The sequence below is a fragment of the Mesorhizobium sp. M8A.F.Ca.ET.208.01.1.1 genome, assembly GCF_004791315.1.
Lineage (GTDB): Bacteria > Pseudomonadota > Alphaproteobacteria > Rhizobiales > Rhizobiaceae > Mesorhizobium.
Map to the genome: position 1 here is coordinate 251,284 of NZ_SRUT01000004.1, position 26,084 is coordinate 277,367.

Here is a 26,084-nt window from a genome sequence, read left to right on the forward strand (position 1 = left end):
CATGACCGACGTCGAGTTTCGCAACCTGTCGAAATCCTTCGGCCAGCACAAGATACTCGAGAACATCAGCCTCGACATCACGAGCGGCGAATTCGTGGTGCTGGTCGGCCCGTCCGGCTGCGGCAAGTCGACCTTGCTGCGCATGCTGGCGGGCCTGGAGACCATCAGTTCCGGCGATCTCCTGATCGGCGGCACACGCGCCAACGACCTGCCGCCACAGCAGCGCAACATCGCCATGGTGTTCCAGTCCTATGCGCTGTTTCCTCACCTCAAGGCCTCGGACAATATCGGCTTCGGTCCGAAGATCCGGGGCGAGGACCGCACCGCCATCGACCAGAAGGTCAAGAAGGCGTCCGGCGTCCTCAACCTGTTCTCCTACCTCGACCGTTATCCCCGCCAGCTCTCCGGCGGCCAACGCCAGCGCGTCGCCATGGGCCGCGCCATCGTGCGCGAACCCTCCGTCTTCCTGTTCGATGAGCCGCTCAGCAATCTCGACGCGCAGCTGCGCGTGCAGATGCGCACCGAGATCAAGGCGCTGCATCAGCGGCTGAAGTCGACCATCGTCTACGTCACCCACGACCAGATCGAGGCCATGACCATGGCCGACCGCATCGTGGTGATGGATCGCGGCAGGATCCAGCAGGTCGGAGCGCCGCTGGAGCTCTATGACAGGCCGGCCAACAAGTTCGTCGCCGGCTTCCTCGGCTCGCCGTCGATGAGCTTTGTTTCCGGGGCGCTCAAGACGACGCCCGAGAGAACCTGGTTCGAGTCGACCGGCGGCGGACGGCTTGCGCTCGCCGGCAAACCGGTGCCGGCAGGCAGTGCCGTGGAGGCCGGCATCCGGCCCGAACATTTCATCGTCGGCGAGGCCACTGATGCCATGGCGCTCAAGGTTGATGTCGTCGAGCCGACCGGTTCCGAAACCCATGTCTACGGCACCATTGGCGCCGACACTGTGCGCGCCGTGTTCCGCGACCGGGTGCCGGTCCGGCCTGGCGACCTGCTGCCGGTCTCGGTCGCCCCCGGCAACATCCATCTGTTCGACACGGCGACGGGCCTGCCGCTGAGATGACGACGGAAACTCGAATATGAAGACGCCGGCCGACATCATCACGCGGCTGCAACTGATGTCGCAGGACGGCACCAAGTCGGATCGCCGGCTGGCAAGCCTCGTTCTGTCCGATCTTGACTTCGCCTCCAAGGCAGCAATCTCGGAAATTGCCGCGCGCGTCGGCGTCAGTGAGCCGACAGTCACCCGTTTCTGCCGCAACCTCGGCTGCGAGGGCCTGCGCGACTTCAAGTTCTATCTGGCGCAGGCCATTGCCATCGGCGGCCAGTATCTGTCGCCGGAGCCGCTGAGCCGCGATGCCCGCGAACAGCGCATCGCATCGGCCATCACCGAAGCCGCGATCGCCTCCATCCAGCGCGTCAGCGAAAACCTCGACATGACGACACTGGTCGACGTCGCCGCGCGCCTCGCGGCGTCAGGCAATGTTCTGTGCATCGGTTCGGGTGGCATTTCCTCGATGATGGCGACCGAGATGCAGAACCGGCTGTTCAGGCTGGGCCTGCCGGTCCTGGCGCAGATCGACGGCCAGTTGCAGCGCATGTACGCCGCCGTTGCCACGCCGGACACCACCGTCGTCGCCTTCTCGGTCTCTGGCTATGCGCGCTCGGTCATCGAGGCGGTGCAGGTCGCCCAGCAATATGGCGCCGCTACGGTGGCCGTCACCGCGCCCGACTCCGCGCTGGCCAAGGTCGCCGACACGGTCATCCACCTGCAGCCGCTCGAGGACGGCAACATCTACAAGCCGACATCGTCGCGCTACGCGCTGCTGGCGATCGTCGACATGATCGTGACATCGGTCGCCGAGACGCGCGGCCCGAAGGTGCTGGAGAACCTGCGCCGCATCAAGCAGAGCGTGAACACGCTGAAGGTCGACGATCCGCGTTTGCCGCTGGGGGATTGAACTTCAGGTAGAGGATAGACGGCAGAGCGCATCGACACTTCTTGCCAGCGCCGCCGGTTCGCCTGAAATGCGCAGCGTCTTGAGACGGGCCGTGCCGCCGGCAACGACCGAAACCGAAGATGCCGGCACGCCCAGCGCCTTGGCGACCAGCTTCTCCAGCGCTTGATTGGCGGCGCCATTTTCCGGCACGGCGCGGACCCGCGCCTTCAAATGGCTTCGTCCGTCCGCCGATGTTTCGACGCCTTCCAGCCGGTCCACGGAAGACTTCGGTGTCAGCCGGACGAACAGATCGACGCCGTTCTCGCGAATGCGGTACGGCGCGCTCATGCGATCGTCAGGCCAGCAACAGCGGCGCCACCGTGGTGAGAATGAACTGCCTGAGGAAGAACAGGATCAAAAGCAGGATGATCGGCGAGATGTCGATGCCGCCAAGGTCGGGCATGAAGCGGCGGATCGGCCGCAGCGCCGGCTCGGTCAACCTGTAGAGCATGTTGCCGATGCTGCCGACGAACTGATTGCGCGAGTTGACGACGTTGAAGGCATAGAGCCAGGAAAAGATCGCCGAAGCGATGATGACCCACCAATAGAGGTCGAGCGCCATGACGATGGTTTGAATGAGGGCGAGCATGCCGGTCTCCAATTGTTGCCGACATGTAGCCACTACGCGCCGAACCGGCAAGGGCAGGGTTCAGCCACGCGACCGGCGGGCGGGTTTTTGGTGAAGCGCCGCCTTGACAGGAAACCGCGTCGCCCGATAAATGCGCCATCCGCTGGACGGGGCTGTAGCTCAGCTGGGAGAGCGCGTCGTTCGCAATGACGAGGTCAGGAGTTCGATCCTCCTCAGCTCCACCAGCGGAATAATCCTTTCCCGCGCGGTAACGCCCAAACATCATCCGATACGTCGCGATGCGTCACACGGCGTCAATGCCCCCAAAAATGGCCAGATGCGATTTCGCCTTCCCAAGGCGAAATGGTTGTCAATTGGACTTATGGCGATGGCCGCAGTCCGGTCGGCGCTATTTTTTTTGGAAGCCGCCGCATTAGACTGGCGTTCTCAAATCAGTTTTTTCTGTGTGTTGTGACAAGGCGTTTCGGCGGGGGAGACCGAAGGCGCTATACGGATTTCGAGTCGAAATGAAGAAGCCGCCCGCGGAAGCAAAAAAGTGTCCATTCGCGACAATCTCGCTGCAAATCTCAGGCGGCTCTGCAAGGACCATGCTTCCGTCAGCGCGGTGTGCCGCGAGTTGGGCATCAACCGCACGCAGTTCGAGCGTTATCTGCAGGGGCAGACCGTCCCCAACAAGGCCACCGCCAAGCTGATCTGCGACTACTTCCGAATCGACGAAGCCGAACTGTACCGCGACCCCGGCACCCCCGAGCCCACGGCTCCCGGCCTGCCGCCGATTTCCGAAAGCCTGTTCACCCAGATGATCCGCCCGCCCGCCCCGTCGATCGCGGGCGGCACCTATTTCACCTATTTTTCGATCCCGAGCCGCGCCGACCTCCTGATGCGATCGGTGACCTTCGTGCGTCGCGAGGCCGAACTGGTTACATTCCGCAGGGTCACCGGATGGTCGGAGCGCCGCGGTTCGACATGGGCGCGGGCGCGCGGCAACCATTATGGCGTGACGATCTCGCGCCTCAACTGGATCTATTTCAGCGGCGTCAACCGCCGCCAGACAGGCGAGCCGTCGCTGATCTCGGTGCAATGGGCGCCTATCTCCGAACCGGTGCTGACAGGCAAGGCCATGCTTCTGACCGAAGCCGGGCCGGCATTCGTGTCGGTCATCATGCGGCAGGACATGACCAATATCCCGCCCAGGCATGCGATCCGCATGGCGCATGTCGTCAGGCTCGATGATCCCGGCATCGATCAGCTCGTGGTCAGCCTTGCCCGGGACGGGTCGGATTAGCCGCTTGCTTACGCTAAATAAGAACAAGAATATCCCGAAAAAGCGTACGCTAGCGATTGCCTACTCCATATCTGAGTAAAATCGATTTTTTAGACTTTTACGGCCAAGAAAGATATTTTAGATCATATTTGATTTACTACAATTTTAACAAAGCATTAACTCTTCGGACCTTACCTTTCTTCTCGCGGGTACGAACTTGGCCCGCATTCGGCGGGCTCGACCATCAATTGGCCGACTCGACATGTCCAGTGTAGCCCATACGCATTCCTAGAGTTCCATCCGATGACAGGAGCAGCAGGTGTCAAATCAGTCACTACGTCAGTCAGAGCTCGATAGTCTGCAATATATCGCGACGATGACCAACGAACTGGTGCAGATGGCCGAAGCAAGCCGTTTTCCCATGATCTCCTATCTGCTCGGCATGGCCTATGCCGAGGCCTTCGATGTCTTGCGCGGCGCACGCCCGGCCAGACATGCGCAGCTCAGCGGCAACCCGATGCATCCCAAGGCACACGCGAAAGACAACCACGCTCAACCAAGAACAGCGTAGCGCGACGGGGCGGCGCTAGTCCTGTAGACTGAACACGAACGGCGCCGTACGGATGACGCGCGAGCCGAGTTCCGGCGGCGGCGCCGGCACGGTGGCGCCCTGCAGCACCGCGAGCGCTGCGCGGTCGAGCTCGGCATCGCCGGACGAACGCACGACCCGCGCCGACAGCACCCGGCCGGACGGGTCCATGGTGAAAGTCACATTCACATTGCCTTGCGCCCGACGGGATTTCGCGGCGCTCGGATAGCGCTTGTGGCGATTGATCCATGCCGTCAGCCGCGATTCCCATTTGGCGGTGCTGACACCCGAAAACCCGGCCGCCGATCTCGGCGCCGCTGCCTTGGCGGCGGGCTTGGCTTCGGTATTCGCGGCACTTGCCGTCTTCGGTGGTTCGGCCTTTTCCTTCTTCGGCCTTGGCTTGGGCTTGTCGGCAGGCTTTTTGACCTTGGCTTCGGCAGGTTTCTTGTCCTTGTGTCTTTCGGCCGGCTTTGACCGCGGCAGCGGAACGACGACCTCCGGCGCGATAGTCTCGACAATATCGGGGACGACATCCTCCAAGGGCGGCTGGACGACCGGTTCGACCTCCGTCATCTCCGTGGGTTCGTCCGGCGGCACCGTCTCCAGCTCGGCAGCAGGTTCGGCTTGCTCGACTACCTTGTCGGGCTCGGCGGTCTTCTCCGTCTCCTCGACCGGCTCGGTCTGGTCGGGAATCGCTGCATCGAGCATCGCCGCCTGTTCGGGTGCCGCCGGCGTCATCATCATCGGCGCCATTTCGATCACCGGCGCCGGCGGCGGCCCGCTATCCGACGGTTCTACTGGACTGAAATTCTGCACGGCATAAGCGACGGCGACATGCGCCCCAAGCATCAGCACGGCCGCACATGCCCATAGGGCAAGGTCGCGCAAGCCGAAGCGCGACAGCCCCATCGTGGGCGAGGCGGCCGATCGTGTCATGGGGCAGCCGTTCCGCCTGGCACCGGTGCGGCGGCATCACCGGCGGGCGCCGCCTCCAGGCCGACCAGGGCGACCTTCAGATAGCCGGCGGCACGCAGCAGGTTCATCGTCTCCATCAGGTCGCCATAGGCCACCGCCCTGTCGGCGCGCAGGAAGATCCGCGTCTGCTTGTCGCCCTTGGTGCGGCTGTCGAGCGTGGCGGCAAAAGCCGGGCGCGGCACGGTGTCGTTGCCGATCGCGAGCGTGAGATCATCCTTCAATGTCAGGAAAATCGGCGTTTCTGGCCGCGGCGCCGGCATCGCGGTCGAGCCGGGCAGGTCGACATTGACATCCACCGTCGCCAGCGGCGCTGCGACCATGAAGATGATCAACAGCACCAGGATGACATCGATGAACGGCGTGACATTGATCTCGTGGCTCTCCTCGAGATCGTCGTCCATGGTCTGTCGAAGCCTGCTTCCCACGGCACCGCCCCCTCTACTCTGCCGCCAGCACCGCCGCGGGTGCTATCGCGCGGAAATCGAGGTCGCGGCTGACCAGCCGTTCGACGCCCGCCGAGGCGTCGGCCAGTGTCTGCCGGTAGCCGGCTATCGAGCGGGCAAAGACGTTGTAAATCACAACCGCCGGAATTGCCGCGACCAGCCCCATCGCGGTGGCCAGCAACGCCTCGGCGATGCCCGGCGCCACCACGGCGAGATTGGTGGTCTGCGCCTGCGAAATGCCGATGAAGGCGTTCATGATGCCCCAGACTGTGCCGAACAGGCCGACGAAAGGCGCCGTGGACCCGATCGTCGCCAGCAGGCCGGCGCCGCGCGACATGCGCCGCGACGCTGCCGCCTCGATGCGCGACAGGCGCGAGGCGACCCGTTCCTTCAGTCCCTCACCGCCGACATGGTCGAGCGCGCCGGCCGAAAGCGCGGTCTCTTCCTCGGCGGCCCGCACCAGGAGCGCGCCGGGGCCGCCACTGCGGTCGAGCGCGCGGCTCGCCTGCTTCAACGTCGCGGCATCGCCGATCGCGCGGACGGCATGGCGGACACGCAGCTTGCCGGCGAAAATTTCCAGCGACTTGGCCAGCCATATCGTCCAGGTGACGAGCGACGCGAACGCCAATCCGATCATCACCGCCTTCACGATGATGTCGGCGGCCATGAACATGCCCCATGGCGACAGGTCGTGCGGCAGGTTCAGCTCCATCGTCCCCGCAAGGCCCGTCCCCGCCGGCTGCGGCTGCGCAGGCATCGCTGGTACTTCAGCCGCCGGCGGGGCGGGTGCCGGTACAGCTGGAGCAGCTTGTGCCGCTTCTGCCGGCGCGGCAGGGGCCCCGACTACTGCAGCAGCGACGGCCGGTTGCTCCTGGGCCACCGCGCCGGTCGCCGCCAGGATCACCGATGCGACCAACGCCGCCAACAAACCATGTCTCGACACGAGCTTCTTCCTTGCTCTCACGGCGGCCAGAATGCGGTCTGGGTATCGGCTTCGGCCCCGGCCATGGCATTTCTCCAGCGCGGCCGCCGTTTTCCAATCCTGGTTACGGCAGGTAGGTGCCCGGGTTGACTATAAAACATGAACTTACTAGTCAACATTGAAGATGACAACGGCACTCAACAAATCTTGGGAATGTGCCGGTCAAAACCCTGAAGCGCCGTGACGGCTTGTTACCGATTATGGGCGATCCGCGCCGGCGATATCCACCGCACGATACCGGACTTCCGGTGTCGCGGCATCGATGCGAAGTCGCTAGAATGATCCGGCGGCAAGGAGCTCCGGATGATCAAGGCAATACCCTTCGACTACCCTTATGATGGCAGGCTGGTGGCCCAAAACACTGCGTTGATCGTCATCGACCTGCAACAGGATTTCCTGTCGACATCAGGCTATTTCGCCAGGAAGGGATATGACCCCTCGCCGCTGCGGGCGATCCTGCCCACGGTGAACCGCCTGATCGCGGCCGCGCGCAGGGCCGGCCTCACCATCGTCCACACCAGGCAGGGTTACCGCGCCGACATGGCCGACATGACGCCCTATGAGAAATGGCGCCGCAAGCGCGCCGGTCTCGACGGCACCGACGTCCTGCTGCGCTCGGGCGCGGGGTTCCAGATCGTTCCGGAGATCGATGTCGCACCGCACGACATCATCGTAGACAAGACCTGCAACAGCGCCTTCACCTATACGGATTTCGAGCTCGTGCTGCGCGCGCGAGGCATCACGCATCTGATGTTTTCCGGATGCACGACGGATGTCTGCGTTCACACCACGCTGCGCGAGGCCTGTGACCGCAATTTCCAGTGCCTGACCATTTCGGACGCCTGCGCCAGCGGTGATCAAAAGGCGCATGAAGCGGCGTTGCACATGGTGACGGTCGAGGACGGCGTCTTCGGCGTGCTGGCCGATTCGGACGCCGTCATCGATGGCCTGTCGCGGCTTGCCGGCAGACATCATGCAACAGAAGATTGACGGGCCTCAGCCCACTGCTCGCGTCTCCAGCCCAGCGCCAGGCGCATAAGCTCCGTGGTGGAATTCGTTAGCCTCCCGGCGCGCCAGGGAGTTGCGCAGCAACGCAATGGTTTCCCGGCCAGCCGTCGCGATCTCGTGTGGCGTGTCGACGCCGATGACCATGAACTCATCGATGCCGAGAGCCGCATAGGCAAGCAGCGACAGCGCGACCTGGGCCGGAGGCCCGGAGAGGTCGACCGTCTTTTGGCCGGCGACGGAAACACCTTGGTGGATCCTGACCGGAAGCGCGAAGCGCAGTTTGCCGGCGCGGCCATGTTCGGCCGCGGCGCGACGCGCCCGCTCCATCAATTGCCTGATATCGTCGATCGGACCCGGCGCCAGTTCGAAGACATCGGCATGCCGGCCTGCCACCTTCAGCGCAGTTCCGGATTGCCCGCCCATACGGATCACGAGGTCGGCGCCATGCGGACCCTTGCGCTCGATATAACCACCCTTGATGCTGTAGAACGCACCTTCGTGGTCGAAGGGCCGGTCGTTCGACCACAGCCGCTTCAACAGCACCAGATATTCGTCGATCCGCTGCCAGACGACGCCATGTCCGACCGGCCGTGTCTCGGCATCGTCGTCGTTCAACGGCTCGCTGATCATCCTGAGGGCCAGCCGTCCGCCGCTCCCCCTGTCGATGGACGCCAACTGGCGGGCAGCCACCGTCGGTTCGATCACGCCGGCCCAATGGGTGAGCACCACTTCCAGCGAAGCAGTGCGGTTGAGCACCTGGGCGGCAAGATCCATGTTGGTCAGCACTCCGGCCGAATCGTCGACGACGATCTTCTGGAAACCGCCGTCCTCGATCAGCCCGAGTTTGGTCGCGGTCTCTGCGAAGTCATAGAAAAAGGGAACCGTCGCGTCGGCGGTCTTGCCGGGAACATGCGTGAATTCGATCGGCATTGTCATCTCCTCCATCACTGGAATCACTGATGCTGTGAAATGCGAATCCACAGGCGCGAAAGCGCTCCGGGATCCGGTTCATTCAACTCCGATTGCCTGACAACTGTGGGGCAGCTACCCCTGCCGATCTGGTGCCTTAGGGAATAAGGCCCAGCACGACTGCCCCGGTGAACACGAACGCAAGGGCAAAGACGAGATAGGCGAAAGCGCCGGCATAGGCCGGGCGAAAGCCCTGGGCATTGGCCAGCCTCTGGCCGCTGCTGTCGGTCTGGGCGTTCTGGATATAGGACATATCGACCTCCGTCTCGCCGGTTAATCTATAAAACTTGTAGACTTTGTCGATTGCTATTTTTCGATCATCGGCAGAATTATTTTCTCATCGATCGCCAAAAATTGGTGTGAAATTGCTGTTGAAGCCGATCTGAGCGATCGACTGACGCAGCATGGCGGCATCCCTAGCGATGCAGGAAGGTTCTTGCCTACCGCTCTTCTCGTCGAAACGGCTTCAGCAGCGCCGAAGGTGCCACCGCGTTGCGCGACATGACCGCCATGGCGACAATCGTAAAGATGAAGGGCAGCATCAGGAACGCCTCGTAAGGGATATGCCCGAGCCCGCTCGCTTGCATGCGCAGCTGGAGCGCATCGACGAAGGCAAACAGCAGCGCCGCACCCGCCGAGCGCCACGGATCCCAGCGGCCGAACACGACCAGCGCGATCGCCACCCAGCCGCGTCCGGACACCACGCCGAAGGTGAAGGCGTTGAACTGCGCCATCGACAGGAAGGCGCCGGCGAGCCCCATCAGTGCACCGCCAAGGATGACGGCCTGGAAGCGCGTGGCAATGACGCTGACGCCGGCGGAATCGGCGGCACGCGGGTTCTCGCCGACCATGCGCACCGACAGGCCCCATGGCGTGCGGTAGAGCACGAAGGCAGCGAGCGGGATGGCCAGGATCGCCATGTAGACCAGCGCGAACTGGTTGAACACCGCCGGCCCGAGCACCGGAATATCGGACAGAACCGGGATCGGCAGCGTCTGAAAACCCTTGATGCTTGGCGGCAGCGATTGCTGGCCGAAGATCAGCCGGTAGAGGAAATAGGCAAGCCCCGATGAGAACAGCGTCACGCCGATGCCGCAGACATGCTGGCTGAGGCCGAGCGCCACCGTGAACAGCGCATGCAGCGCGCCCATCAGCATGCCGGTCAGCACCGCCACCAGCACGCCAAGCCACAGGCTGCCACTGAGGCTGGTGGCGGTGAAGCCGGTCATGGCGCATAGCAGCATGATGCCTTCGATGCCGAGATTGAGCACGCCGGCCCGTTCGGAGAACATTTCGCCGAGCGTGGCAAAGGCCAGCGGCGTGGCGATGCGGATGATGGCGGCGAGAAAGCCGACCTGAAAAATCTGTTCCAGCACGGCGCTCATCGGGCGACCCCGACGCGGCGGATGCGATAGGCGGTGAACAGCAGCGCGACCAGCATGGCGAGCAGAGCCGTGCCCTGGATGACGTCGCTGAGGAACGCCGGCACGCCGGTCGCGCGCGACATCGCTTCCGCACCGGTCATCACGGCGGCCAGGAAGATCGCCGCCGGCACCACGCCGAGCGGGTTGAGCCGCGCCAGCATGGCGACGACGATGCCGGAATAGCCGTAGCCCGGCGAAATATCGCTCATCACCTGGAAGTGCACGCCGCCGACCTCGCCGACACCGGCGAGGCCGGCCAGCGCGCCGGAAAGCAATGCTGTCGAGATCAGCACCCGCTCGACATGGATGCCGCCATATCTGGCGGCTTCCGGGTTTTCACCGGTGACGCGGATGCGGAAACCGAGCGTCGTGCGCACGATCAGGAACCAGATCAGCGGCGCCGCGACCAGCGCCACGATGACGCCGAGATGCAGCCGCGTGCCTTCGATCAGCACCGGAAAATTGGCCGAATCCTCGATCGGCGGCGAGATCGGGTAGCCGCTGAAGCTATCCTTCCACGGCCCTTCGATCAGCGCCATCAACGCGTAGTAGATGACCGAGTTGAGGAGCAGCGAACTGACGACGTCGTCGACCTTGAATTTGACCCGTAGCGCCGCGGGGACAAGCGCCACCGCCGCACCGGCAGCAGCACCGGCGATTGCCATCAGCAGCATGGCGAGTGGCCCCGGCATCGGGATCGCGCCGACGAAGCAACTGGCCACCGCGCCGGCCAGCAATTGCCCCTCGGCGCCGATGTTCCAGAACTTGGCCCGGAAGGCGACGGCGACCGCCAGCCCGGTGAAGATCATCGGTGCGGCGCGCACCAGCGTTTCGGTGATGGCATAGCTGTCGCCGAGCGAAGCGGTGAACATGACGCCATAGGATTCGAACACACCAGCCCCGGCCAGCGCGATCAGGCCGCTGCACGAGACGAGCGTGGCAGCGATCGCCAGCAACGGCAGTGCCAGGTTGAACCAGGCTGGCGTGGAGGTCCGGACTTCGAGGCGAAACATCAGCCTTGGCCCTCCGCTCTTGGACTAGCCGCGGAACGTTGGCGCCGCCCCTCATCCGCCTGCCGGCATCCTCTCCCTGTACAGTGACGGGAAGAAGGGGACTGGCGGCAACGTCGGCGACTGTTTTCGCGACCTTGATGGTTGGCGAAACCATCGACGAGAGCGCCCCTCTCCCCGTCACTATACGGGGAGAGGATGCCGGCAGGCAGGTGAGGGGCGGCGGCGACCTCCCAAGCGAAACGTCGAGGCAAACCCATGCTACGCCTTCCCCTCCGCGCCGGTCATCAGCAGGCCGAGTCGCGCAACACTCGCATCGGAGCTGTCGAGCGTGCCGGCGATGCGGCCCTCATACATCACCGCGATGCGGTCGCAGAGCACCATCAGTTCCTCCAGATCCTCGCCGATGACGACGATGCCGCAGCCCTTGGCGCGCATGTCGAGGAATTTCTCGTGGATGAAACGGGCCGCGCCAATGTCGAGGCCGCGCGTCGGCTGTGAGACGATCAGAACCTTTGGGTCAAAGGCAAGCTCGCGCGCCAGCAGCGCCTTCTGCAGATTACCGCCGGACAGCGCGCCGGCCCGCGTCATCGGCCCGGGACATCTGATATCATAGGCCTTGATCTGCGCCTCGGCGAAAGCGCGGATCGCATCCGGCTTGAGCAGCCCCCTGGCGGAGAAAGCTGATGTGCCGATGCGCGGCAGCACCATCGAATCGGCGAGCGGCAGATTGGTGACCAGCCCCGTCGTCATGCGGTCTTCCGGGATGCGGCCAAGGCCCAGCGCCTGCACCTCGCGCGGCGAGAAGTGCACGACCTGTTTGCCGGCTATCGTCATTTGGCCGTTGTCGGGCGCGCGCACGCCCGAGATCACCTGCGCCAGCGCTCGCTGGCCATTGCCCGAGACTCCGGCAATGCCGAGAATCTCGCCAGCACGCACCACAAGCGACACATCGCGCAACGCGGTGCCCGAATGCCGTGAGGTCGAAATGCGGTCGAGGATCAGCACATCGGCGCCCGGTGTCGATGGCCCACGCGCCGGCGGCACGATTTCATGGCCGCACATCAATTGCGCCATTGCAGCCGACGTCGTGTTTGCCGGATCATCGACACGGCCGGCGACGCGGCCATGCCGCAGCACGGTGCAGCGATGCGTCAGCGCCCGCACCTCGTTGAGCTTGTGCGAGATGAAGATGATGCCGAGCCCCTGCGCCGCCATCGACCGCAACGCCGAAAACAGCCCGCCGACCTCGCTCGGCGCCAGCACCGCGGTCGGCTCGTCGAGGATCAAGAGCCTTGCGCCGCGAAACAGCGCCTTGACGATTTCGAGCCGCTGCTGCTCGCCCACCGACAGCGCGGAGACCGGCAGGTTGGGGTCGAGTGTCAGCCCATGCTGGCTGCTGATTTCGGCGAGCCGCACCAGCCCGCCGGCGCGATCGATCCGCCCCGCCTTGCCCGGAATGCCGATGAGCAGGTTTTCCAGCACGGTCAGCCGTGGCGCCAGATGAAAATGTTGATGCACCATGCCGATGCCGGCGGCCAGCGCATCCGCCGAACTGGTGATCCGCGCCGGCCGGCCCTGGATCAGGATCTCGCCGGCATCCGGCGCATAGGCGCCGAACAGCACGTTCATCAATGTGGTCTTGCCGGCGCCGTTCTCGCCGAGCAAACCGAGGATTTCTCCTGGCGCCACGCTGAGATCGACAGCCTCGTTCGCCTTGACGGCGCCGAAGCTCTTGGTGATGCCGCGCATTTCGATGAGTGGGGCGGGCAAGGGTGCTCCTGACTTGCGATCCGGTGACTAACCGCAGAGGGCAACGCTGCACCCCCTCTGGCCTGCCGGCCATCTCCCCCTCAAGGGGGGAGATCAGATGTCATCGGCGCTTTCGCCAATCTTCCACGTCGGAGGAAAGGCGCAAAGACCGAAGCTGCCAATCTCCCCCCTTGAGGGGGAGATGTCCGGCAGGACAGAGGGGCGCCTAGCACCAACCCCTAAAGATCAGAACTCAATCCGAAACCGGCGTATTCTCGTCGACATCCACCCGGAAATTGCCTTCCAGGATCTCGGCCTTCTTCTTCTCGACCAGATCCTTGACCTCGGCGGGCAAGGCCTTGTCGAACTTGTGGAAGGGCGCGAGATAGGAGCCGCCCTTGGCCATGCGCGAGAAATCGCCGTAGTCCTGCGCCGTGTAGACGCCGGCCTTGACCAGCTTGATCGCTTGCTCGACCGTCGGGTACATGTCCCAGACCGGGCCGGTGATGACCGTATCGGGGCCGAGGCTCGACTGGTCGGACATGTTGGAGATGGCGAGGATCTTCTTCTCGACCGCCGCCTCGATGACGCCGAAGCGTTCCGCATAGATGACGTCGACGCCGGCGTCGATCTGCGCCACCGCCGCTTCCTTGGCCTTGGGCGGATCGAAGAAGGAACCGATGAAGGCGACCTTCTTCTTGACGTTCGGATTGACCTCCTTGGCGCCGGCGAAGAAGGCATTGACCAGCCGGTTCACTTCCGGAATGCCCATCGCCGCCACCGCGCCGACCGTACCCGACTTCGACATCTTGCCGGCGATCATGCCGGAGAGATAAGCAGGCTCGTGGATCCAGTTGTCGAAGACGCCGAAATTGGGTTCGGCCGGCCCCGCGCCTGAGCCGAACAGAAATGCGGTCTTGGGGAACTGCTTGGCCGTGCGGCGCGATTCACGCTCGGCGGCGAAGGCGTCGCCCAGCACCAGCTGGTACCCGCCCTGCGCATATTCGCGCATGACGCGGCTGAAGTCGGCGGTCTGCACCTTCTCGGACCATTTGTATTCGATGCCGAGTTCCTTTTCGGCCTTCTGCAGTGCGACGTGGATCTGGTTGTCCCAGGGTTCCTCGATCGGCGTGGCGAAGATAGCCGCCACCTTCAGTTTCTTGCCCGCCGCGAAGGCCGCACCCGGCAGCATCGCCGCAGCGAAACCCAGCGCGCCCAGTTCGAGCACGTTGCGCCGCGAGAGCCCTTCGCGGATCAAATGAGATTTGTTCTTCCGGTCTTCCATTGAAGTGCCCCTCTGTTCGACAGCCGTGTCGAGCCGGCCGTTCCCTAAGAATGTCAGACGAGGAACTATGGAACGGGTCTAGACTTTTGTCCACATGGTCAAATTTGAGAGCGGCCAATCGCTTCAGGTTGCCGCCGCCCCTCACCTGCCTGCCGGCATCCTCTCCCCGTATAGTGACGGGGAGAGGGGCCTGTCATTGCCGGTTTCGCCAATCACCGGCGTTCAAAGGAGGGCGCCGGCATTGCCGCCAGCTTCCTTCTCCCCGTCACTATACGGGGAGAAGTGCCCGGCAGGGCGATGAGGGGCGGCGCCAACCCTGGCAATTTGCAGTCTCCGATCAGGCCCGTTCGAGCGCGATGGCGATGCCCTGGCCGACGCCGATGCACATGGTGGCCAGCGCATAGCGGCCGCCGCGTTCCCGCAGCTCCAGCGCAGCCGTGCCGGAGATGCGGGCGCCCGACATGCCCAGGGGATGGCCGAGCGCGATGGCGCCGCCATTCGGATTGACGTGCGGTGCGTCCTCGGCGATGCCGAGTTGGCGCAGCACCGCGATGCCTTGCGAGGCGAAGGCTTCGTTGAGTTCGATGACATCGAATTGTTTCGGCGTCAGCCCGAGCCGCGCGCATAGCTTTTGCGTTGCCGGCGCCGGACCGATGCCCATGATGCGCGGCGCGACCCCGGCGGCGGCACCGCCAAGGATGCGCGCGATCGGCGTCAGCCCGTATTTCCTCACCGCTGCCTCGGAAGCAACGACCAGCGCCGCCGCGCCGTCATTGACGCCGGAGGCATTGCCGGCCGTCACCGTGCCGCCTTGCCGGAACGGCGTCGGCAGTTTGGCCAGCGCCTCGACCGTGGTGCCGGCGCGGGGATGCTCGTCCTTCGACACGACGACCGCATCGCCCTTGCGCTGCGGGATCGTCACCGGGGTGATCTCCTTCGCCAGCCGGCCATTGGCTTGTGCCGCGACCGCCTTGTCCTGGCTGCGGACGGCAAAGGCGTCCTGGTCCGCGCGGGAAACAGCGAAGTCTTCCGCCACGTTCTCGCCGGTCTCCGGCATGGAATCGACGCCATACAGCTTGTTCATCAGCGGGTTGACGAAGCGCCAGCCGATGGTGGTGTCGTAGATCTCGGCATTGCGCGAAAAGGCGGTGTCGGCCTTCGGCATGACGAAGGGCGCCCGGCTCATCGATTCGACGCCGCCTGCGATCATCAATTCCGCTTCGCCGGCCTTGATGGCGCGCGCGGCGATGGTCAGCGCGTCCATGCCCGAGCCGCACAGCCGGTTGACGGTCGAGCCCGGAATCTCCTGCGGCAGGCCGGCCAGCAGCAGCGCCATGCGCGCCACGTTGCGGTTGTCCTCGCCGGCCTGGTTGGCGCAGCCATAGACGACGTCGTCCACCGCCTGCCAGTCGATCCCGGCATTGCGCTCAAGCAAAGCCTTCAACGGGATGGCGCCAAGGTCGTCGGTGCGTACCGAGGATAGCGAACCGCCGAAGCGGCCGATCGGCGTGCGGATATAGTCGCAAATATAGGCCTCGGCCATGTCAGGCTGCTTTCCCTTTTCCGGTCCCCTCATGCGCCGCCTTGGTGCGGGCCTGCAGGTCACGCAATGTCTCGAGTTCGAGTTCGCTTGGCGCCGGCGTTTCGTCAAGCGCCTCGGCGAACTTAACCACCCAGCCACAGCTTTCCTGCACCTGCTGGCGGGTAACGCCGGGATGTAGGGACACGACCGTGAATTCCTTGGTCAGAGGATCCGGCTTCCAGATGGCCAGGTCGGTGATCAGCAAGGTCGGGCCCGCTGTGTCGATGCCGAGCCGCCTGCGATGATCGCCGCCCTCGCCATGGCCGAACGAGGTGAAGAAGTCGATCTTTTCGACCATGCCGCGCTTGGTCTGCGCCATGGTGATGTAGATTTCCTTCGACGACGTCGCGATCTCCGGCGCGCCGCCGCCACCCGGCAGCCTGGTCTTGGGATGAAAATAGTCGCCGATGACCGTGGTGTTGATGTTGCCGAACTTGTCGAGCTGGGCGGCACCCAAAAAGCCGATCGAAATGCGGCCGCCCTGCAGCCAGTAGCGGAACATCTCCGGCACCGCGACGGTGGTCACCGCCGTCTCGCACAATTCGCCGTCGCCGATCGACAGCGGCAGCACGTCGGGCGCGGTGCCGATCGTGCCGCTCTCGTAGATCAGCGTGATGTCGGGCGCATGCGTCAGCCGCGCCACGTTGCAGGCGGCGGACGGCGCGCCGATGCCGACGAAGCAGACATCGTCATTCCCCAACGCCCGGCTGGCGGCGATCGTCATCATCTCGTTGGGCGTGAAGCCCAAGCGCTTTTGATCGTCGCTCATGCCGCTTTCCTCAGATGCTCGACCCGCGCCGCGAAATCGTCGGCGTTCTTCTCGATCACGTTCGCCTGCATCCATGCCTGGAATTTCTCGCGGTCGGCGGCGATCTCGTCCCATGAGAGATAGGCGGCATTGTCCCTGGCATAATAGCCATGCGCGTAGGACGGATGCGAGCCGCCCGGCACCACCGAGATCGCCGCGATGGTCCAGCGCGGCAACACGGTGAGGTTCGGGTGCAGGTCGTCGAAATTGTCGACCACTTCCTCGACCGTCACGACGGCGCGCCTGGCCGCCAGCACGGCTTCCTTCTGGATGCCGATGATGCCCTCGACCAGCACATTGCCTTTCTTGTCGGCCTTCTGCGCATGGATGAAGGTGACATCGGGCCGGATCGACGGCACGGCCGCCAGCACCTCGCCGGTGAACGGACAGGTGACCGATTTGATGTTCGGATTGACTGCGGCCAGCCCGGCGCCGCGATAGCCACGGAACACCGCGCAAGGCAGGCCGGCCGCGCCCGCCTCATAGGCGTTGGCCATTCCGGCATGGCTGTGCTCCTCGACCTCGATCGACCGGGGAAAAGCGTTCTCGATCGCATCGCGGGCGCGCCGCAGCAGGCCGACACCGGGATTGCCGACATAGGAGAAGACGATTTTCTTCGCCATGCCCATGCCGATCATCTGGTCGTAGATCAGATCGGGTGTCATGCGGATCAGGGTCAGGTCGCGAAACCCCTGGCGGATCGCCTCATGCGCGGCAGCTGTCGGGATCAGATGGGTGAAGCCTTCGAAGGCGACGGAGTCGCCATTGTTCAGGTTCTCCGCGACGGCTTGCTTGAGCGACAGGAACTTGACCATCACCTAGACTCCAACTCCAAAAGTTCGTATTGCGAACTTTTGTTTTATATGTGATACTTTTTAAGCTACCCTATGACGCGGAGTCAATCCTGACGTCGCCCGGAGATGAGATGGACGAAGAGGCCGTTTCCCGTGATCAAGTCGGCTCGCTCGGGCGCGGTCTTGCCGTGATGGAAATCCTGGCCCGGCATCCTGCGGGCATGACCCTGACCGAAATGGCCGAGGAAGCCGGCCTGACCCGCGCCGGCGCCCGTCGCTTCCTGCTGACCTTGGTCGCCACCGGCTACGCGACTCAATCCGGCCGTGTGTTCTCCCTGTCGCCGCGCCTGCTGACCGTCGCTCGCACCTGGCTCGGAGGCGCCTCGCTGTGGAGCTTCGCCGCGCCGATCATGCGTGCGGTGGCGGCGCAGTTGAACGAAGCTTGCTCGGCGGCGATCTTGTCGGGCGAGGATGTCGTCTATGTCGCCCGTATTCCTGGCCGCCGTATCCTGAGCGTCTCGCTCGATGTCGGCACCAGGCTGCCCGCCTATTGCACCTCGATGGGCCGGATGCTGCTCGCCGGGCTGACGGCGGATGAGCTCGACGGATTTCTAAGGCAAGCAACGATCGAACGCCGGACGCCGAAGACGATTGTTGAAAGGCCGTTGCTGGCGAAGGCCATCGGCAAGGCTGGAACGGATGGCTTTGCCATCGTCGACGAGGAACTGGAACTCGGCCTGCGCTCCATCGCCGTGCCGATCCGCGACAGGTCCGGACGCACGGTCTCGGCGATCAATGTCTCTACACAGTCGGCACGGTTTTCGGTCGCGGAGATGGAACGGGAGATCCTGCCGGCGCTGCTGGATGCCAGGCAGCGTATCGAGGATTTTTTTGTGGTGTAAGAGGCCTTGCTAGCCTTCCGACGTCGGCGGGCCAGCGCCCCCCTCTGCCCTGCCGGGCATCTCCCCCACTTGGGGGGAGATCGGATGCTACGCCGGCTTTCGCCAAATTTAACATTTGCAAGGAAAAGGCGGGGCGCCAAAGCTGCCAATCTCCCCCCTCGTGGGGGAGATGTCCGGCAGGACAGAGGGGGGCGCGGTCCCGCCAGCCTCTGATCGTTAGCCCCTCAATGCTTCATCCGATCCCGCATCGCGTACCACAACATCCCCAGCACATAGAGTGGCCCGCGCAGCGCCGTGCCGCCCGGGAACGGCATCGGGGTCAGCGTCGAGAACAGGTCGAGCCGCGACGCATCGCCGGTGATCGCTTCGGCGAGCAGCTTGCCCGACAGTGTCGACAGGATGACGCCCTTGCCGGAATAGCCATGCGCGAAATAGACCTCGCCATAGTGCCCGACATGCGGCAGCCGCGACGTCGTCACCGACACCAGCCCGCCCCAGGCATGATCGATGCGGCATCCCTTGAGCTGCGGGAAGGTGCCTTCCATGTGCGGCCGCACGAAGCCGGCTATATCGGCCGGCGGTGACGGCGTGTAGCGCTCGCCGCCGCCGAACAACAGCCGCCCGTCCGCGGACATCCTGTAATAGTTGACGACGAAGCGCGTGTCGGACACCGCGACATTGGCGGGGATGACGTTGCGTTTGCCCTCCAGCGGCTCGGTGGCGACGATGTAGTTGCCGACCGGCATGATGCGGCTGTTGACGCGTGGCTCCAGCCCGTTGAGCAGCGCGTCTCCCGCCAGCACGACGTGTCTGGCCCGCACCGATCCCTTTGCCGTCGAAACCCGGATCGACGGCTTCCGCTCCAGTTTCACCGCCACCGAATTCTCGTGGATGGTGACGCCGGCCGCGACAGCCGCGCGGGCAAGCCCGAGCGTATAGTTGAGTGGATGCATGTGGCCGCCGAGCGGCTCATACATCGCGCCCTGATAAGGCGTGTCGACCTTGGCCCGCGCGTCCGCCGCCGACAGGATCTCGACGTCGCGGAATTTCATCACGCTCTTGAGGCATTTGGCCTCTTCCTCGAGATCCCTGAGGTCGGAGCCGTTGACCGCGCCGACCAGATGGCCGGTCAGCCTGAGGTCGCAGTCGATGGCATGGCGCTCGATGATGCCGAGCACCAGGCCGCGTGCCTCGAAGGCGAGGTCGAACAGCACCTTCGCCCGCTCGGGTCCGTAGAGCTTGACCAGACCCTTGGCGCCCTTGCGCAGGCCGGGGATCATCTGGCCGCCATTGCGGCCCGACGCGCCCCAGCCGATCCTGCCGCCTTCGAGCAGCACCACTTTGAGGCCGCGCTCGGCCGCGTGAAGGGCGGCCGACAGGCCGGTGCAGCCGCCGCCGACGACGACCAGATCCGCCTCGACATCGCCCGCAAGGGCCGCGTGTTCCGGCGCCGGATTGGCGGTCGCGACATAATAGGATTTGCCGATATCGAGACCGGAATTGAAACCCGTCGAAGATGCCATGATCACACCTTCAGCAAGAGGTGGTCGCGTTCCCAACTCGTCACCACGCTCTGGAACAGGTCGAGCTCGACGCTCTTGACGCGCAGATAGGTCTGGAAGAAGTCCTCGCCCAGCAATGCCCGCACCGGGTCGCACGCGGTGAAGCGGTCGAGCGCCTCCTCCATGGTCTTCGGCAGCGTGCTCTTGATCTTGTAGGCATTGCCCGACGCCTCGGCCGAGCGCGCCTGCTTCTGCTCGACACCGAGATAGCCGGCAAGCAGCGAACCGGCGATCGCCAGATAGGGATTGGAATCGGCACCCGGCAGCCGGTTCTCCACCCGCCGCGCCATGCGCCCGCCGGCCGGCACGCGCAGGCCGCAGGAGCGGTTGTCATGCGACCACTCGATGTTGGCCGGCGCGCTGTGGTTCGGCCTGATGCGGCGGAACGAGTTCACGTTCGGCGCGAACAGCGGCATGATTTCGGGAATGTACTTCTGCAGGCCGCCGATGAAATGGCCGAACATCCCGGTGTCGGCATCGTCGCTGCCGGCGAAAAGCGCGTTGCCGGCCTCGTCGACAACGGACATGTGCAGATGCATCGAGCTGCCCGCCTGGGCCGCGATCGGCTTGGCCATGAAGGTCGCATGCATGCCGCATTGCTGCGCGGCCTGCCGCGTAAACCGCTTGAACAAAAGCACCTGGTCGGCGAGCGGCAGGGCGTCGCCATGCAGCAGATTGATTTCGAGCTGCGCCGTGCCCGATTCATGGATCAGCGTGTCGAGGGGCAGTCCGGCTGCCGCTGAATAGTCATAGATACGCCGGATCACCGGCTCGAATTCTTCCAGCGCCGCCATGTCATAGGGATGCTGCACGCCCTCGGCGCGGCCATTGGCACCGACCGGCGCGGTCAGCGGCTTGTCCGGGTCGGGATTGGGCGCGGTAAGGTAGAATTCGAGCTCGGGTGCGACCACCGCGCGCCAGCCGCGCTGGCGATAGAGATCGAGCACGGCGCGCAGCACATGACGCGGCGAAGCCATCCACGGCCTGCCATCCATATGAAAGGCATCGGCGAAAACATAGGCCTTCCCCGCCCCGGCGCCCGGCGCCAGGCACAGCGTCGAGACATCGGGCACCATGCGCATGTCGGGGTCCGAATAGGCAAAACCCTCGTCGATCGAGCCGGAATAACGGCCGTCGATGCTGACCAGGAAGGCGCTGCTCGGCAGGTAGAGCGCGCGGTCTTCCAGCGCCTTGAGGAATTTGGCGGACGGCAGCGCCTTGCCGCGCAGCACGCCGTTCATGTCGGGCACCAGGCACTCGATCTCGGTGATGCCATGCTGCGTAAGCCAGGCCTTGGGGTCGTTGCCATTGAAGAGGTTTGCGGTATTCGTATTCTTATCGAGCATTTCGTTCATGTCCGTATCAGGGAGAGAATGGCTTGCGCGGCCACGTCCGTTCCGGGTTTCAGCGCCATCTCGGCTGCATTGTCCCTGAGGCGGGCGCGCATGGCGTCATCGGCCAGCAGGCCGAGAATGGCTCTCTCCAATCCCCCTTCGGTCCAGCCGTCACGGCCGATATGGTCGCCGACGCCGGTTTCGCCGGCGCGTTGCGCATTGTCGTGCCCGTCCCAGCAATAGGGCATGATCAGCGAAGGCACGCCGAAGCGCAGCGCTTCGCAAAAGCTGTTGTTGCCGCCGTGGTGGATGAACAAGTCCGACTTCGCCACCACGGAGGGCTGCGGAAACCAGGCGTCGAGGTAGACATTGTCGGGCACCGCGCGGTAGGCATCGCGCAGGCCACCGACATTGACGATGAAGCGGGCCGGCAGCCGGTCGAATACGGCAAGCATGCGCTCGATCAGGCCGACATCCATTGCGCCGAGACTGCCGAAGCTGACATAGACCAGCGGCCCGCCATTGCGCGGGAAAACCGGCACCTCGAATGGCCCTTCCGACCGCACGCAGCCTTCGAGATAGACGAAGCGCTCGGGGTCGAGCGGCTCGGCGCGTTCGCGGCGCACGATCGCCGGCGTCAAGAGCAGATTGAGATCGGGTGAGGTTTCAAGAAACAGGCCCTTCGGCAGCGGCGCTAGGCCGCAATCGGCGCGAAAGCGGTTGAAGCGGTCATGCGCCGGCGCCGAGGCTGCGAGATATCGCGCCTCGAACGCCGCGCGTTGCGGATCGCCAGCGCCGAGGCCCGAGAGATAGGGCGGCACTTCAGCGTCAGGCAGCTCCGTCTCGGCGCAGGAAACGACGCGCGCCCACGGGCAGCCGGCTGCCGCTATCGCCGGGAACATGATGACGTTGTCGAGCACCACCGCGTCGGGCTTCAGCCGCGCCAGCAATTGGCGCAGCGGCGCCTCGGCATTGACCGCCGTGTCGACGATCGCCTGCCAGGTCGGCGCGACATAGGTTTCGAGCTGGTCGATCGGGCTCAGCCTGAAATGCGGCAGATGCCGGCGCACGAACGCCTGCCAGTAGCTCTGGCGCTCGCTGTCGCTCAGCGGCTCCTCGGTCGGCAGCTGGTATTCCTGGAAACCATAGTCGGCAAAGACGCCGGAGAAGCCGGCATGGCAGATGAACACCGGCCGCGCGCCCTTCGCGCGCAGCGCCTGCGCGATGCCGACGCAATTCAACGCCGCCCCGAAACTGGCCTCGGGAAACAGCGCGATGGTGGGGCTCGCTCTACGCGTCAATTAAATCCTCTTCATTCCGGCCGGCTGATCATGCCGAACAGCGCGGGAGCGCCGCGGCTGGCCGCCTGCGGCCGCTGGCTGCGCGACAGCCGCAGGTGAATGCGCAGCAGATCGGCAGCAACCTCATACTGCCGGCTTTCAAGATGGTCGAGTATGTTCAGGTGTTCGCGCAACGATTGCTTCAGCCGGAAGACGTTGACGCCCGCATAGATGCCCGGAAGCCGCCGCAGCCTGAGGTGATCGGCCAGCGCGTCGGCGACGAAGCGGTTGGCGCTGCCTTCGGCGATCATGCCGTGGAAATCGATGTCGAGCCGCTGGAACTCGCGTGTATCGAACGCGGCGTCGGGCAGCGCCGATAGCGCCTCCATGCCCTGGCGCAACATCGCGGCGCGCGCGCCATCGAGCCGGAAGCCGGGCGTCAGGATGGCGGCGGGCTCCAAAAGCAGCCGGAACTCGTAGCTCTCGCCTTGCGCCTCCGGGTCATCAGGGGCGCGCCGGAACAACCAGGACTGACCTGGTGCGCGATCGAGAAGATTCTCCTCCGTCAGTCTGTTCAGAGATTTTAGTACCGTTTTCCGTTCGGCACTGTACCGCCGCATCAGCCCTGCGACGGTCACTGTCTGGTCGAGGCGCCGCGCCGAACGGTCGCGCAGGATGGCTTCGGCAAGCTCGTCTTCCTCGGCGGCGGGCAATTCGGCTGATATCGCCGGCTGCGCGGCGAGGTCGATCGCCAGGTGATATCCGGTGTCCGCCTCCCAGCAAACGACACCCTGCTCCGCGAGCAGGCTGAGCGCCGCCCGGACCGGAGTGCGCGAGACATTGCACAGCGAGGCGATCTGTTGCTCGGGCAGGCGTGCGCCGGGCGCGAAGCCACGCTGCCGCGCCACATCCAGGATGCGCTGGGCCAGATCGAGATGGTTGGTGCGAGGTCGTCGGGTTGCGGCTTGCATGACATTCTCGTGGAACGGACGTGACCTCGTTGATTTGACCGATCGCCGGCGTGGACGCAATCGGCCAGATTCCGAGGCCGGTTGTCAAATTATGGATTGACGTACTTTTTTCTGCAATAGTACTGTCGGTGCAATCGGCGACAAAAGACCGAGGGAACAGGATCGATGCAGCGGCGCATGTCGCGCGGGTCCAGCACGAATTCGACGAACCAACCGGAATGGGAGCCTGCCATGACTGCTACCAGCCTGCGGCGCCGTGCGCTGAGAATGCCTTCGATCGCCCTCGGGCTTGCCGTGGCGCTGTCCGCGCCGGCGATGGCCGCCGACCTCGTCATTTCCAATTGGGACGGCTACATGGCGCCCGACGCCATGGCCGCCTTCAAGACCGCGACGGGCGTTTCCGGCGAAGTCGTGGTGCACGCCACCAATGAAGAGATCATGGGCAAGCTGATTGCCGCCGGCGGCAAGGGCTATGACGTGGTTTTCGTCTCCTCGCCCTTCGCCGAGGTTCTGAACAAGCTCGGCCTGACCGAGCCGGTGGACCACGCCAAGATCCCCAATCTCGCCAACCTCTATCCCGAAGCGACCAAGCTGCCGCACGATGTCGGCAACACTTTCTCCGTGCCCTACACCTGGGGCACGACCGGCCTCTGCTACCGCTCGGACCTGGTCAAGACGGCGCCCACGAGCTGGAGCGACCTGCTGGCGCCGTCGGATGAGCTGAAGGGCAAGACCACCATGCTGGCGACTGATCGCTGGCTGCTCGCCGCCGGGCAGCTCGACAAGGGTTTCTCCGTCAACGAGACAGATCCGGCCAAGATGGCCGAGGTCAAGAACCTCTTGATCTCGGCCAAGAAAACCCTGCTCGCCTATGACGACACCACCTTCTATTCGAAACTGGTCTCCGGAGAAGCGCTGATGGTCCAAGCCTGGGACGGCTGGTGCAATTACGGCATCGCCGACAAGCCGGAGATCAAATACGTGATTCCCAAGGAAGGTTCGGATCTCTGGGTCGACACGATGGTGGTGATGAAGGCCTCCGACCACAAGGACGCCGCCTTCCAGTTCATCAACTTCATGCTCGACGCCAAGAACCACGCCTGGGCGGCGCAGAACATCGACTACAAGGTTCCGAACAAGCCGGCGATGGAAAGCCTGCCGGCCGATTTCCTGGCAAAATTCCCCAACATGGCGATGCCGGTGGCCGACCTCGTCAAGTTCGAGCAGCTGCGTGACGTCGGCGAAGCCCAGCGCGACTATTCCAAGATCGTCAGCGAGATCAAGGCCGCGCAGTAAGATCGATTGCTGGAATCACGCTTGCGTTCCTTCACGCCCCCCTTTGACCTGCCGGCCATCTCCCCCTCGAGCGGGGAGATCGGCTGGCTCGCGGGCCTTCGCCAATCTCCAGCGCAGCGCCCCCTCATCCGGCCGCTTCGCGGCCACCTTCTCCCCGGCGGGGAGAAGAGGCTGGAGCCAGCACTGGCGCGCTCCTCTCCCCTCGGGGAGAGGTCGGATTGTCCCGAATTGCCCTTCGCAATTCGGTTGGCAATCCGGGTGAGGGGGAACTCGCCTGCTGCCGGCGAGGGCGCGGCGTGACACGACCCTCCCGCTCCTCCTTGCTGATGGCCCCGGCGCTGGTCTGGTTGACCGCGCTGATGGTTGTGCCGTGCGCGCTGGTGCTGGCGCTCGCCTTCTTCCGGCGCGGCATCTATGGCGGCATCGACTACACCTTCACGCTGGAGAATTTCGGGCAGGTCTTCGACCCGCTCTATGCCGGCATTTTCCTGAACTCGGCGCGCATTGCCGGCATCGCCACGCTGATCGCGGTGGTGATCGGCTATGCCGCCGCCTATGCCATCGCGGCCGCCCCGCGCCGCTGGCAGCCGATGTTCCTGTTCTTCGCCGTGCTGCCGTTCTGGTCCAACTACCTGATCCGCACCTATGCATGGATCGTGCTGCTCAACCGCGAAGGGCTTGTCACCCAGCTCCTGCGCTGGGCGGGCTACACCGGTGAACCGCCCTCGATGCTCTACACCGAAGGCGCGGTCATCGCCGGCCTGGTCTACAACTATCTGCCCTTCGTCATCCTCGCCTGCTACGCGCCTTTGTCGCGGCTCAACCCGGAACTGGCCGAAGCCTCGCGCGATCTCGGCGCTTCGGCGATGACGACGTTTCGCCGTGTCATCCTGCCGCTGACCGTGCCCGGCATCGCCGCCGGCGCCGTCTTCGTCTTCGTGCTGTCGATCGGCAATTTCGTCACCCCGGCGCTGCTCGGCGGCGGCCGCTTCCAGATGATCGGCAACCTTGTCTACGACCAGTTCCTGACCGCCAATGACTGGCCGTTCGGCGCGGCCCTGGCGATGGCGCTGATCGCCGTCATGCTGCTGGTGCTGATGGCGCAAGCGATCGCCGCGGATCGCGCCTCCGGACGGGCGGCTGAAGTGAAAGCCGATGGCTGAGCGCAGCGCGACCCTTCCCTTCTCCCCGTTTACGGGGAGAAGGTGCCCCGAAGGGGCGGATGAGGGGCGGCGCCAACGCCTGCAAGGTTGGGC

The 26,084-nt window shown here is 64.4% G+C and carries 26 protein-coding genes and 1 tRNA gene; 9 read left to right on the plus strand and 18 right to left on the minus strand.

Features of this window, described 5'->3' with window-relative positions; genetic code table 11:
- Position 1 precedes the first annotated feature (1 nt).
- Complete coding sequence (locus EN851_RS20695; protein ID WP_127872888.1) at positions 2-1,072, plus strand: ABC transporter ATP-binding protein; 1,071 nt, start codon at positions 2-4, stop codon at positions 1,070-1,072.
- A 16-nt stretch (positions 1,073-1,088) separates the two neighbouring features.
- The gene (locus tag EN851_RS20700; RefSeq protein WP_127277082.1) at positions 1,089-1,970 is read left to right on the plus strand and encodes a MurR/RpiR family transcriptional regulator; all 882 of its coding nucleotides are present in this window, start codon (positions 1,089-1,091) and stop codon (positions 1,968-1,970) included.
- A gap of 3 nt (positions 1,971-1,973) precedes the next feature.
- On the opposite strand, the gene EN851_RS20705 is transcribed toward EN851_RS20700, so the two are convergent.
- A complete protein-coding gene (locus tag EN851_RS20705; protein ID WP_135929958.1) occupies positions 1,974-2,297 on the minus strand; it encodes a DUF167 domain-containing protein in 324 nt (107 codons plus the stop codon).
- A 7-nt stretch (positions 2,298-2,304) separates the two neighbouring features.
- Complete coding sequence (locus EN851_RS20710; RefSeq protein ID WP_015315112.1) at positions 2,305-2,598, minus strand: YggT family protein; 294 nt, start codon at positions 2,596-2,598, stop codon at positions 2,305-2,307.
- Positions 2,599-2,746: 148 nt separating this feature from the next.
- Here EN851_RS20710 and EN851_RS20715 point away from each other — a divergent pair.
- The 3 genes from EN851_RS20715 to EN851_RS20725 all read left to right on the plus strand — a co-directional run bounded on the left by EN851_RS20715 (position 2,747) and on the right by EN851_RS20725 (position 4,433).
- Positions 2,747-2,822: transfer RNA gene (locus tag EN851_RS20715), tRNA-Ala, on the plus strand.
- 311 nt (positions 2,823-3,133) lie between these two features.
- The gene (locus tag EN851_RS20720; protein WP_135929959.1) at positions 3,134-3,883 is read left to right on the plus strand and encodes a helix-turn-helix transcriptional regulator; all 750 of its coding nucleotides are present in this window, start codon (positions 3,134-3,136) and stop codon (positions 3,881-3,883) included.
- 298 nt (positions 3,884-4,181) lie between these two features.
- Positions 4,182-4,433, plus strand: a complete 252-nt coding sequence (locus EN851_RS20725; protein WP_127277088.1) for a hypothetical protein — start codon at positions 4,182-4,184, stop codon at positions 4,431-4,433.
- A gap of 15 nt (positions 4,434-4,448) precedes the next feature.
- Here EN851_RS20725 and EN851_RS20730 read toward each other — a convergent pair whose 3' ends face one another.
- Genes EN851_RS20730 through exbB form a run of 3 tightly spaced genes read right to left on the minus strand, consistent with a single transcriptional unit; the run spans position 4,449 to position 6,812 of the window.
- The gene (locus EN851_RS20730) at positions 4,449-5,387 is read right to left on the minus strand and encodes an energy transducer TonB (RefSeq protein WP_135929960.1); all 939 of its coding nucleotides are present in this window, start codon (positions 5,385-5,387) and stop codon (positions 4,449-4,451) included.
- Positions 5,384-5,851, minus strand: a complete 468-nt coding sequence (exbD, locus tag EN851_RS20735; protein WP_135929961.1) for a TonB system transport protein ExbD — start codon at positions 5,849-5,851, stop codon at positions 5,384-5,386. The genes EN851_RS20730 and exbD overlap by 4 nt, the downstream gene beginning before the upstream one ends.
- Positions 5,852-5,864: 13 nt before the next feature.
- A complete protein-coding gene (gene exbB, locus EN851_RS20740; protein WP_135916603.1) occupies positions 5,865-6,812 on the minus strand; it encodes a tonB-system energizer ExbB in 948 nt (315 codons plus the stop codon).
- 342 nt (positions 6,813-7,154) lie between these two features.
- Between exbB and EN851_RS20745 the strand changes: the two genes are divergently transcribed.
- Complete coding sequence (locus tag EN851_RS20745) at positions 7,155-7,841, plus strand: isochorismatase family cysteine hydrolase (RefSeq protein ID WP_135929962.1); 687 nt, start codon at positions 7,155-7,157, stop codon at positions 7,839-7,841.
- A gap of 6 nt (positions 7,842-7,847) precedes the next feature.
- Here the strand turns inward: EN851_RS20745 and EN851_RS20750 are convergent, their stop codons facing one another.
- The 9 genes from EN851_RS20750 to EN851_RS20805 form a co-directional block, all read right to left on the minus strand.
- A complete protein-coding gene (locus EN851_RS20750) occupies positions 7,848-8,789 on the minus strand; it encodes an LLM class flavin-dependent oxidoreductase (protein ID WP_127872881.1) in 942 nt (313 codons plus the stop codon).
- A gap of 136 nt (positions 8,790-8,925) precedes the next feature.
- Positions 8,926-9,081, minus strand: coding sequence for a hypothetical protein (locus EN851_RS20755; protein ID WP_127279725.1), 156 nt, complete (start codon positions 9,079-9,081; stop codon positions 8,926-8,928).
- A gap of 187 nt (positions 9,082-9,268) precedes the next feature.
- Complete coding sequence (locus tag EN851_RS20760) at positions 9,269-10,213, minus strand: ABC transporter permease (protein WP_127279726.1); 945 nt, start codon at positions 10,211-10,213, stop codon at positions 9,269-9,271.
- The gene (locus EN851_RS20765; RefSeq protein WP_135929963.1) at positions 10,210-11,265 is read right to left on the minus strand and encodes an ABC transporter permease; all 1,056 of its coding nucleotides are present in this window, start codon (positions 11,263-11,265) and stop codon (positions 10,210-10,212) included. The genes EN851_RS20760 and EN851_RS20765 overlap by 4 nt, the downstream gene beginning before the upstream one ends.
- Before the next feature lie 258 nt (positions 11,266-11,523).
- The gene (locus tag EN851_RS20775; RefSeq protein WP_135929964.1) at positions 11,524-13,035 is read right to left on the minus strand and encodes an ABC transporter ATP-binding protein; all 1,512 of its coding nucleotides are present in this window, start codon (positions 13,033-13,035) and stop codon (positions 11,524-11,526) included.
- A gap of 232 nt (positions 13,036-13,267) precedes the next feature.
- Entirely contained in the window at positions 13,268-14,299 is a 1,032-nt protein-coding gene (locus EN851_RS20785; RefSeq protein WP_135929965.1) for a BMP family protein, read from the minus strand.
- Positions 14,300-14,636: 337 nt separating this feature from the next.
- Positions 14,637-15,842, minus strand: a complete 1,206-nt coding sequence (gene pcaF / locus EN851_RS20795) for a 3-oxoadipyl-CoA thiolase (protein WP_135916597.1) — start codon at positions 15,840-15,842, stop codon at positions 14,637-14,639.
- Between the two features lies 1 nt (position 15,843).
- Positions 15,844-16,650 carry a CoA-transferase subunit beta gene (locus tag EN851_RS20800; protein WP_135916596.1) on the minus strand — a complete coding sequence of 269 codons (807 nt, stop codon included), beginning with the start codon at positions 16,648-16,650 and terminating at the stop codon, positions 15,844-15,846.
- Positions 16,647-17,504 (minus strand): CoA transferase subunit A, encoded by an 858-nt coding sequence (locus EN851_RS20805; RefSeq protein ID WP_135916595.1) that lies wholly within the window; start codon positions 17,502-17,504, stop codon positions 16,647-16,649. Before EN851_RS20805 ends, EN851_RS20800 begins: the two co-directional genes overlap by 4 nt.
- Before the next feature lie 110 nt (positions 17,505-17,614).
- On the opposite strand from EN851_RS20805, the gene EN851_RS20810 reads away from it, so the two are divergent.
- Entirely contained in the window at positions 17,615-18,385 is a 771-nt protein-coding gene (locus EN851_RS20810) for an IclR family transcriptional regulator C-terminal domain-containing protein (protein ID WP_135883239.1), read from the plus strand.
- A 224-nt stretch (positions 18,386-18,609) separates the two neighbouring features.
- On the opposite strand, the gene EN851_RS20815 is transcribed toward EN851_RS20810, so the two are convergent.
- The 4 genes from EN851_RS20815 to EN851_RS20830 are packed head-to-tail and all read right to left on the minus strand — an operon-like array spanning position 18,610 to position 23,532.
- Positions 18,610-19,908, minus strand: coding sequence for an FAD-binding oxidoreductase (locus EN851_RS20815; RefSeq protein ID WP_189521903.1), 1,299 nt, complete (start codon positions 19,906-19,908; stop codon positions 18,610-18,612).
- A gap of 2 nt (positions 19,909-19,910) precedes the next feature.
- On the minus strand, positions 19,911-21,293 hold the full coding sequence (locus EN851_RS20820; RefSeq protein ID WP_135930047.1) for a glutamine synthetase family protein: 1,383 nt from the start codon (positions 21,291-21,293) through the stop codon (positions 19,911-19,913).
- A gap of 5 nt (positions 21,294-21,298) precedes the next feature.
- Entirely contained in the window at positions 21,299-22,582 is a 1,284-nt protein-coding gene (locus tag EN851_RS20825; protein ID WP_135929966.1) for a glycosyltransferase, read from the minus strand.
- 11 nt (positions 22,583-22,593) lie between these two features.
- Entirely contained in the window at positions 22,594-23,532 is a 939-nt protein-coding gene (locus EN851_RS20830) for a GntR family transcriptional regulator (protein ID WP_127872872.1), read from the minus strand.
- Positions 23,533-23,763: 231 nt separating this feature from the next.
- Between EN851_RS20830 and EN851_RS20835 the strand changes: the two genes are divergently transcribed.
- Positions 23,764-24,828, plus strand: a complete 1,065-nt coding sequence (locus EN851_RS20835; protein ID WP_135929967.1) for a spermidine/putrescine ABC transporter substrate-binding protein — start codon at positions 23,764-23,766, stop codon at positions 24,826-24,828.
- A gap of 326 nt (positions 24,829-25,154) precedes the next feature.
- Positions 25,155-25,991, plus strand: coding sequence for an ABC transporter permease (locus EN851_RS20845; RefSeq protein WP_135930048.1), 837 nt, complete (start codon positions 25,155-25,157; stop codon positions 25,989-25,991).
- Positions 25,992-26,084 lie beyond the last annotated feature (93 nt).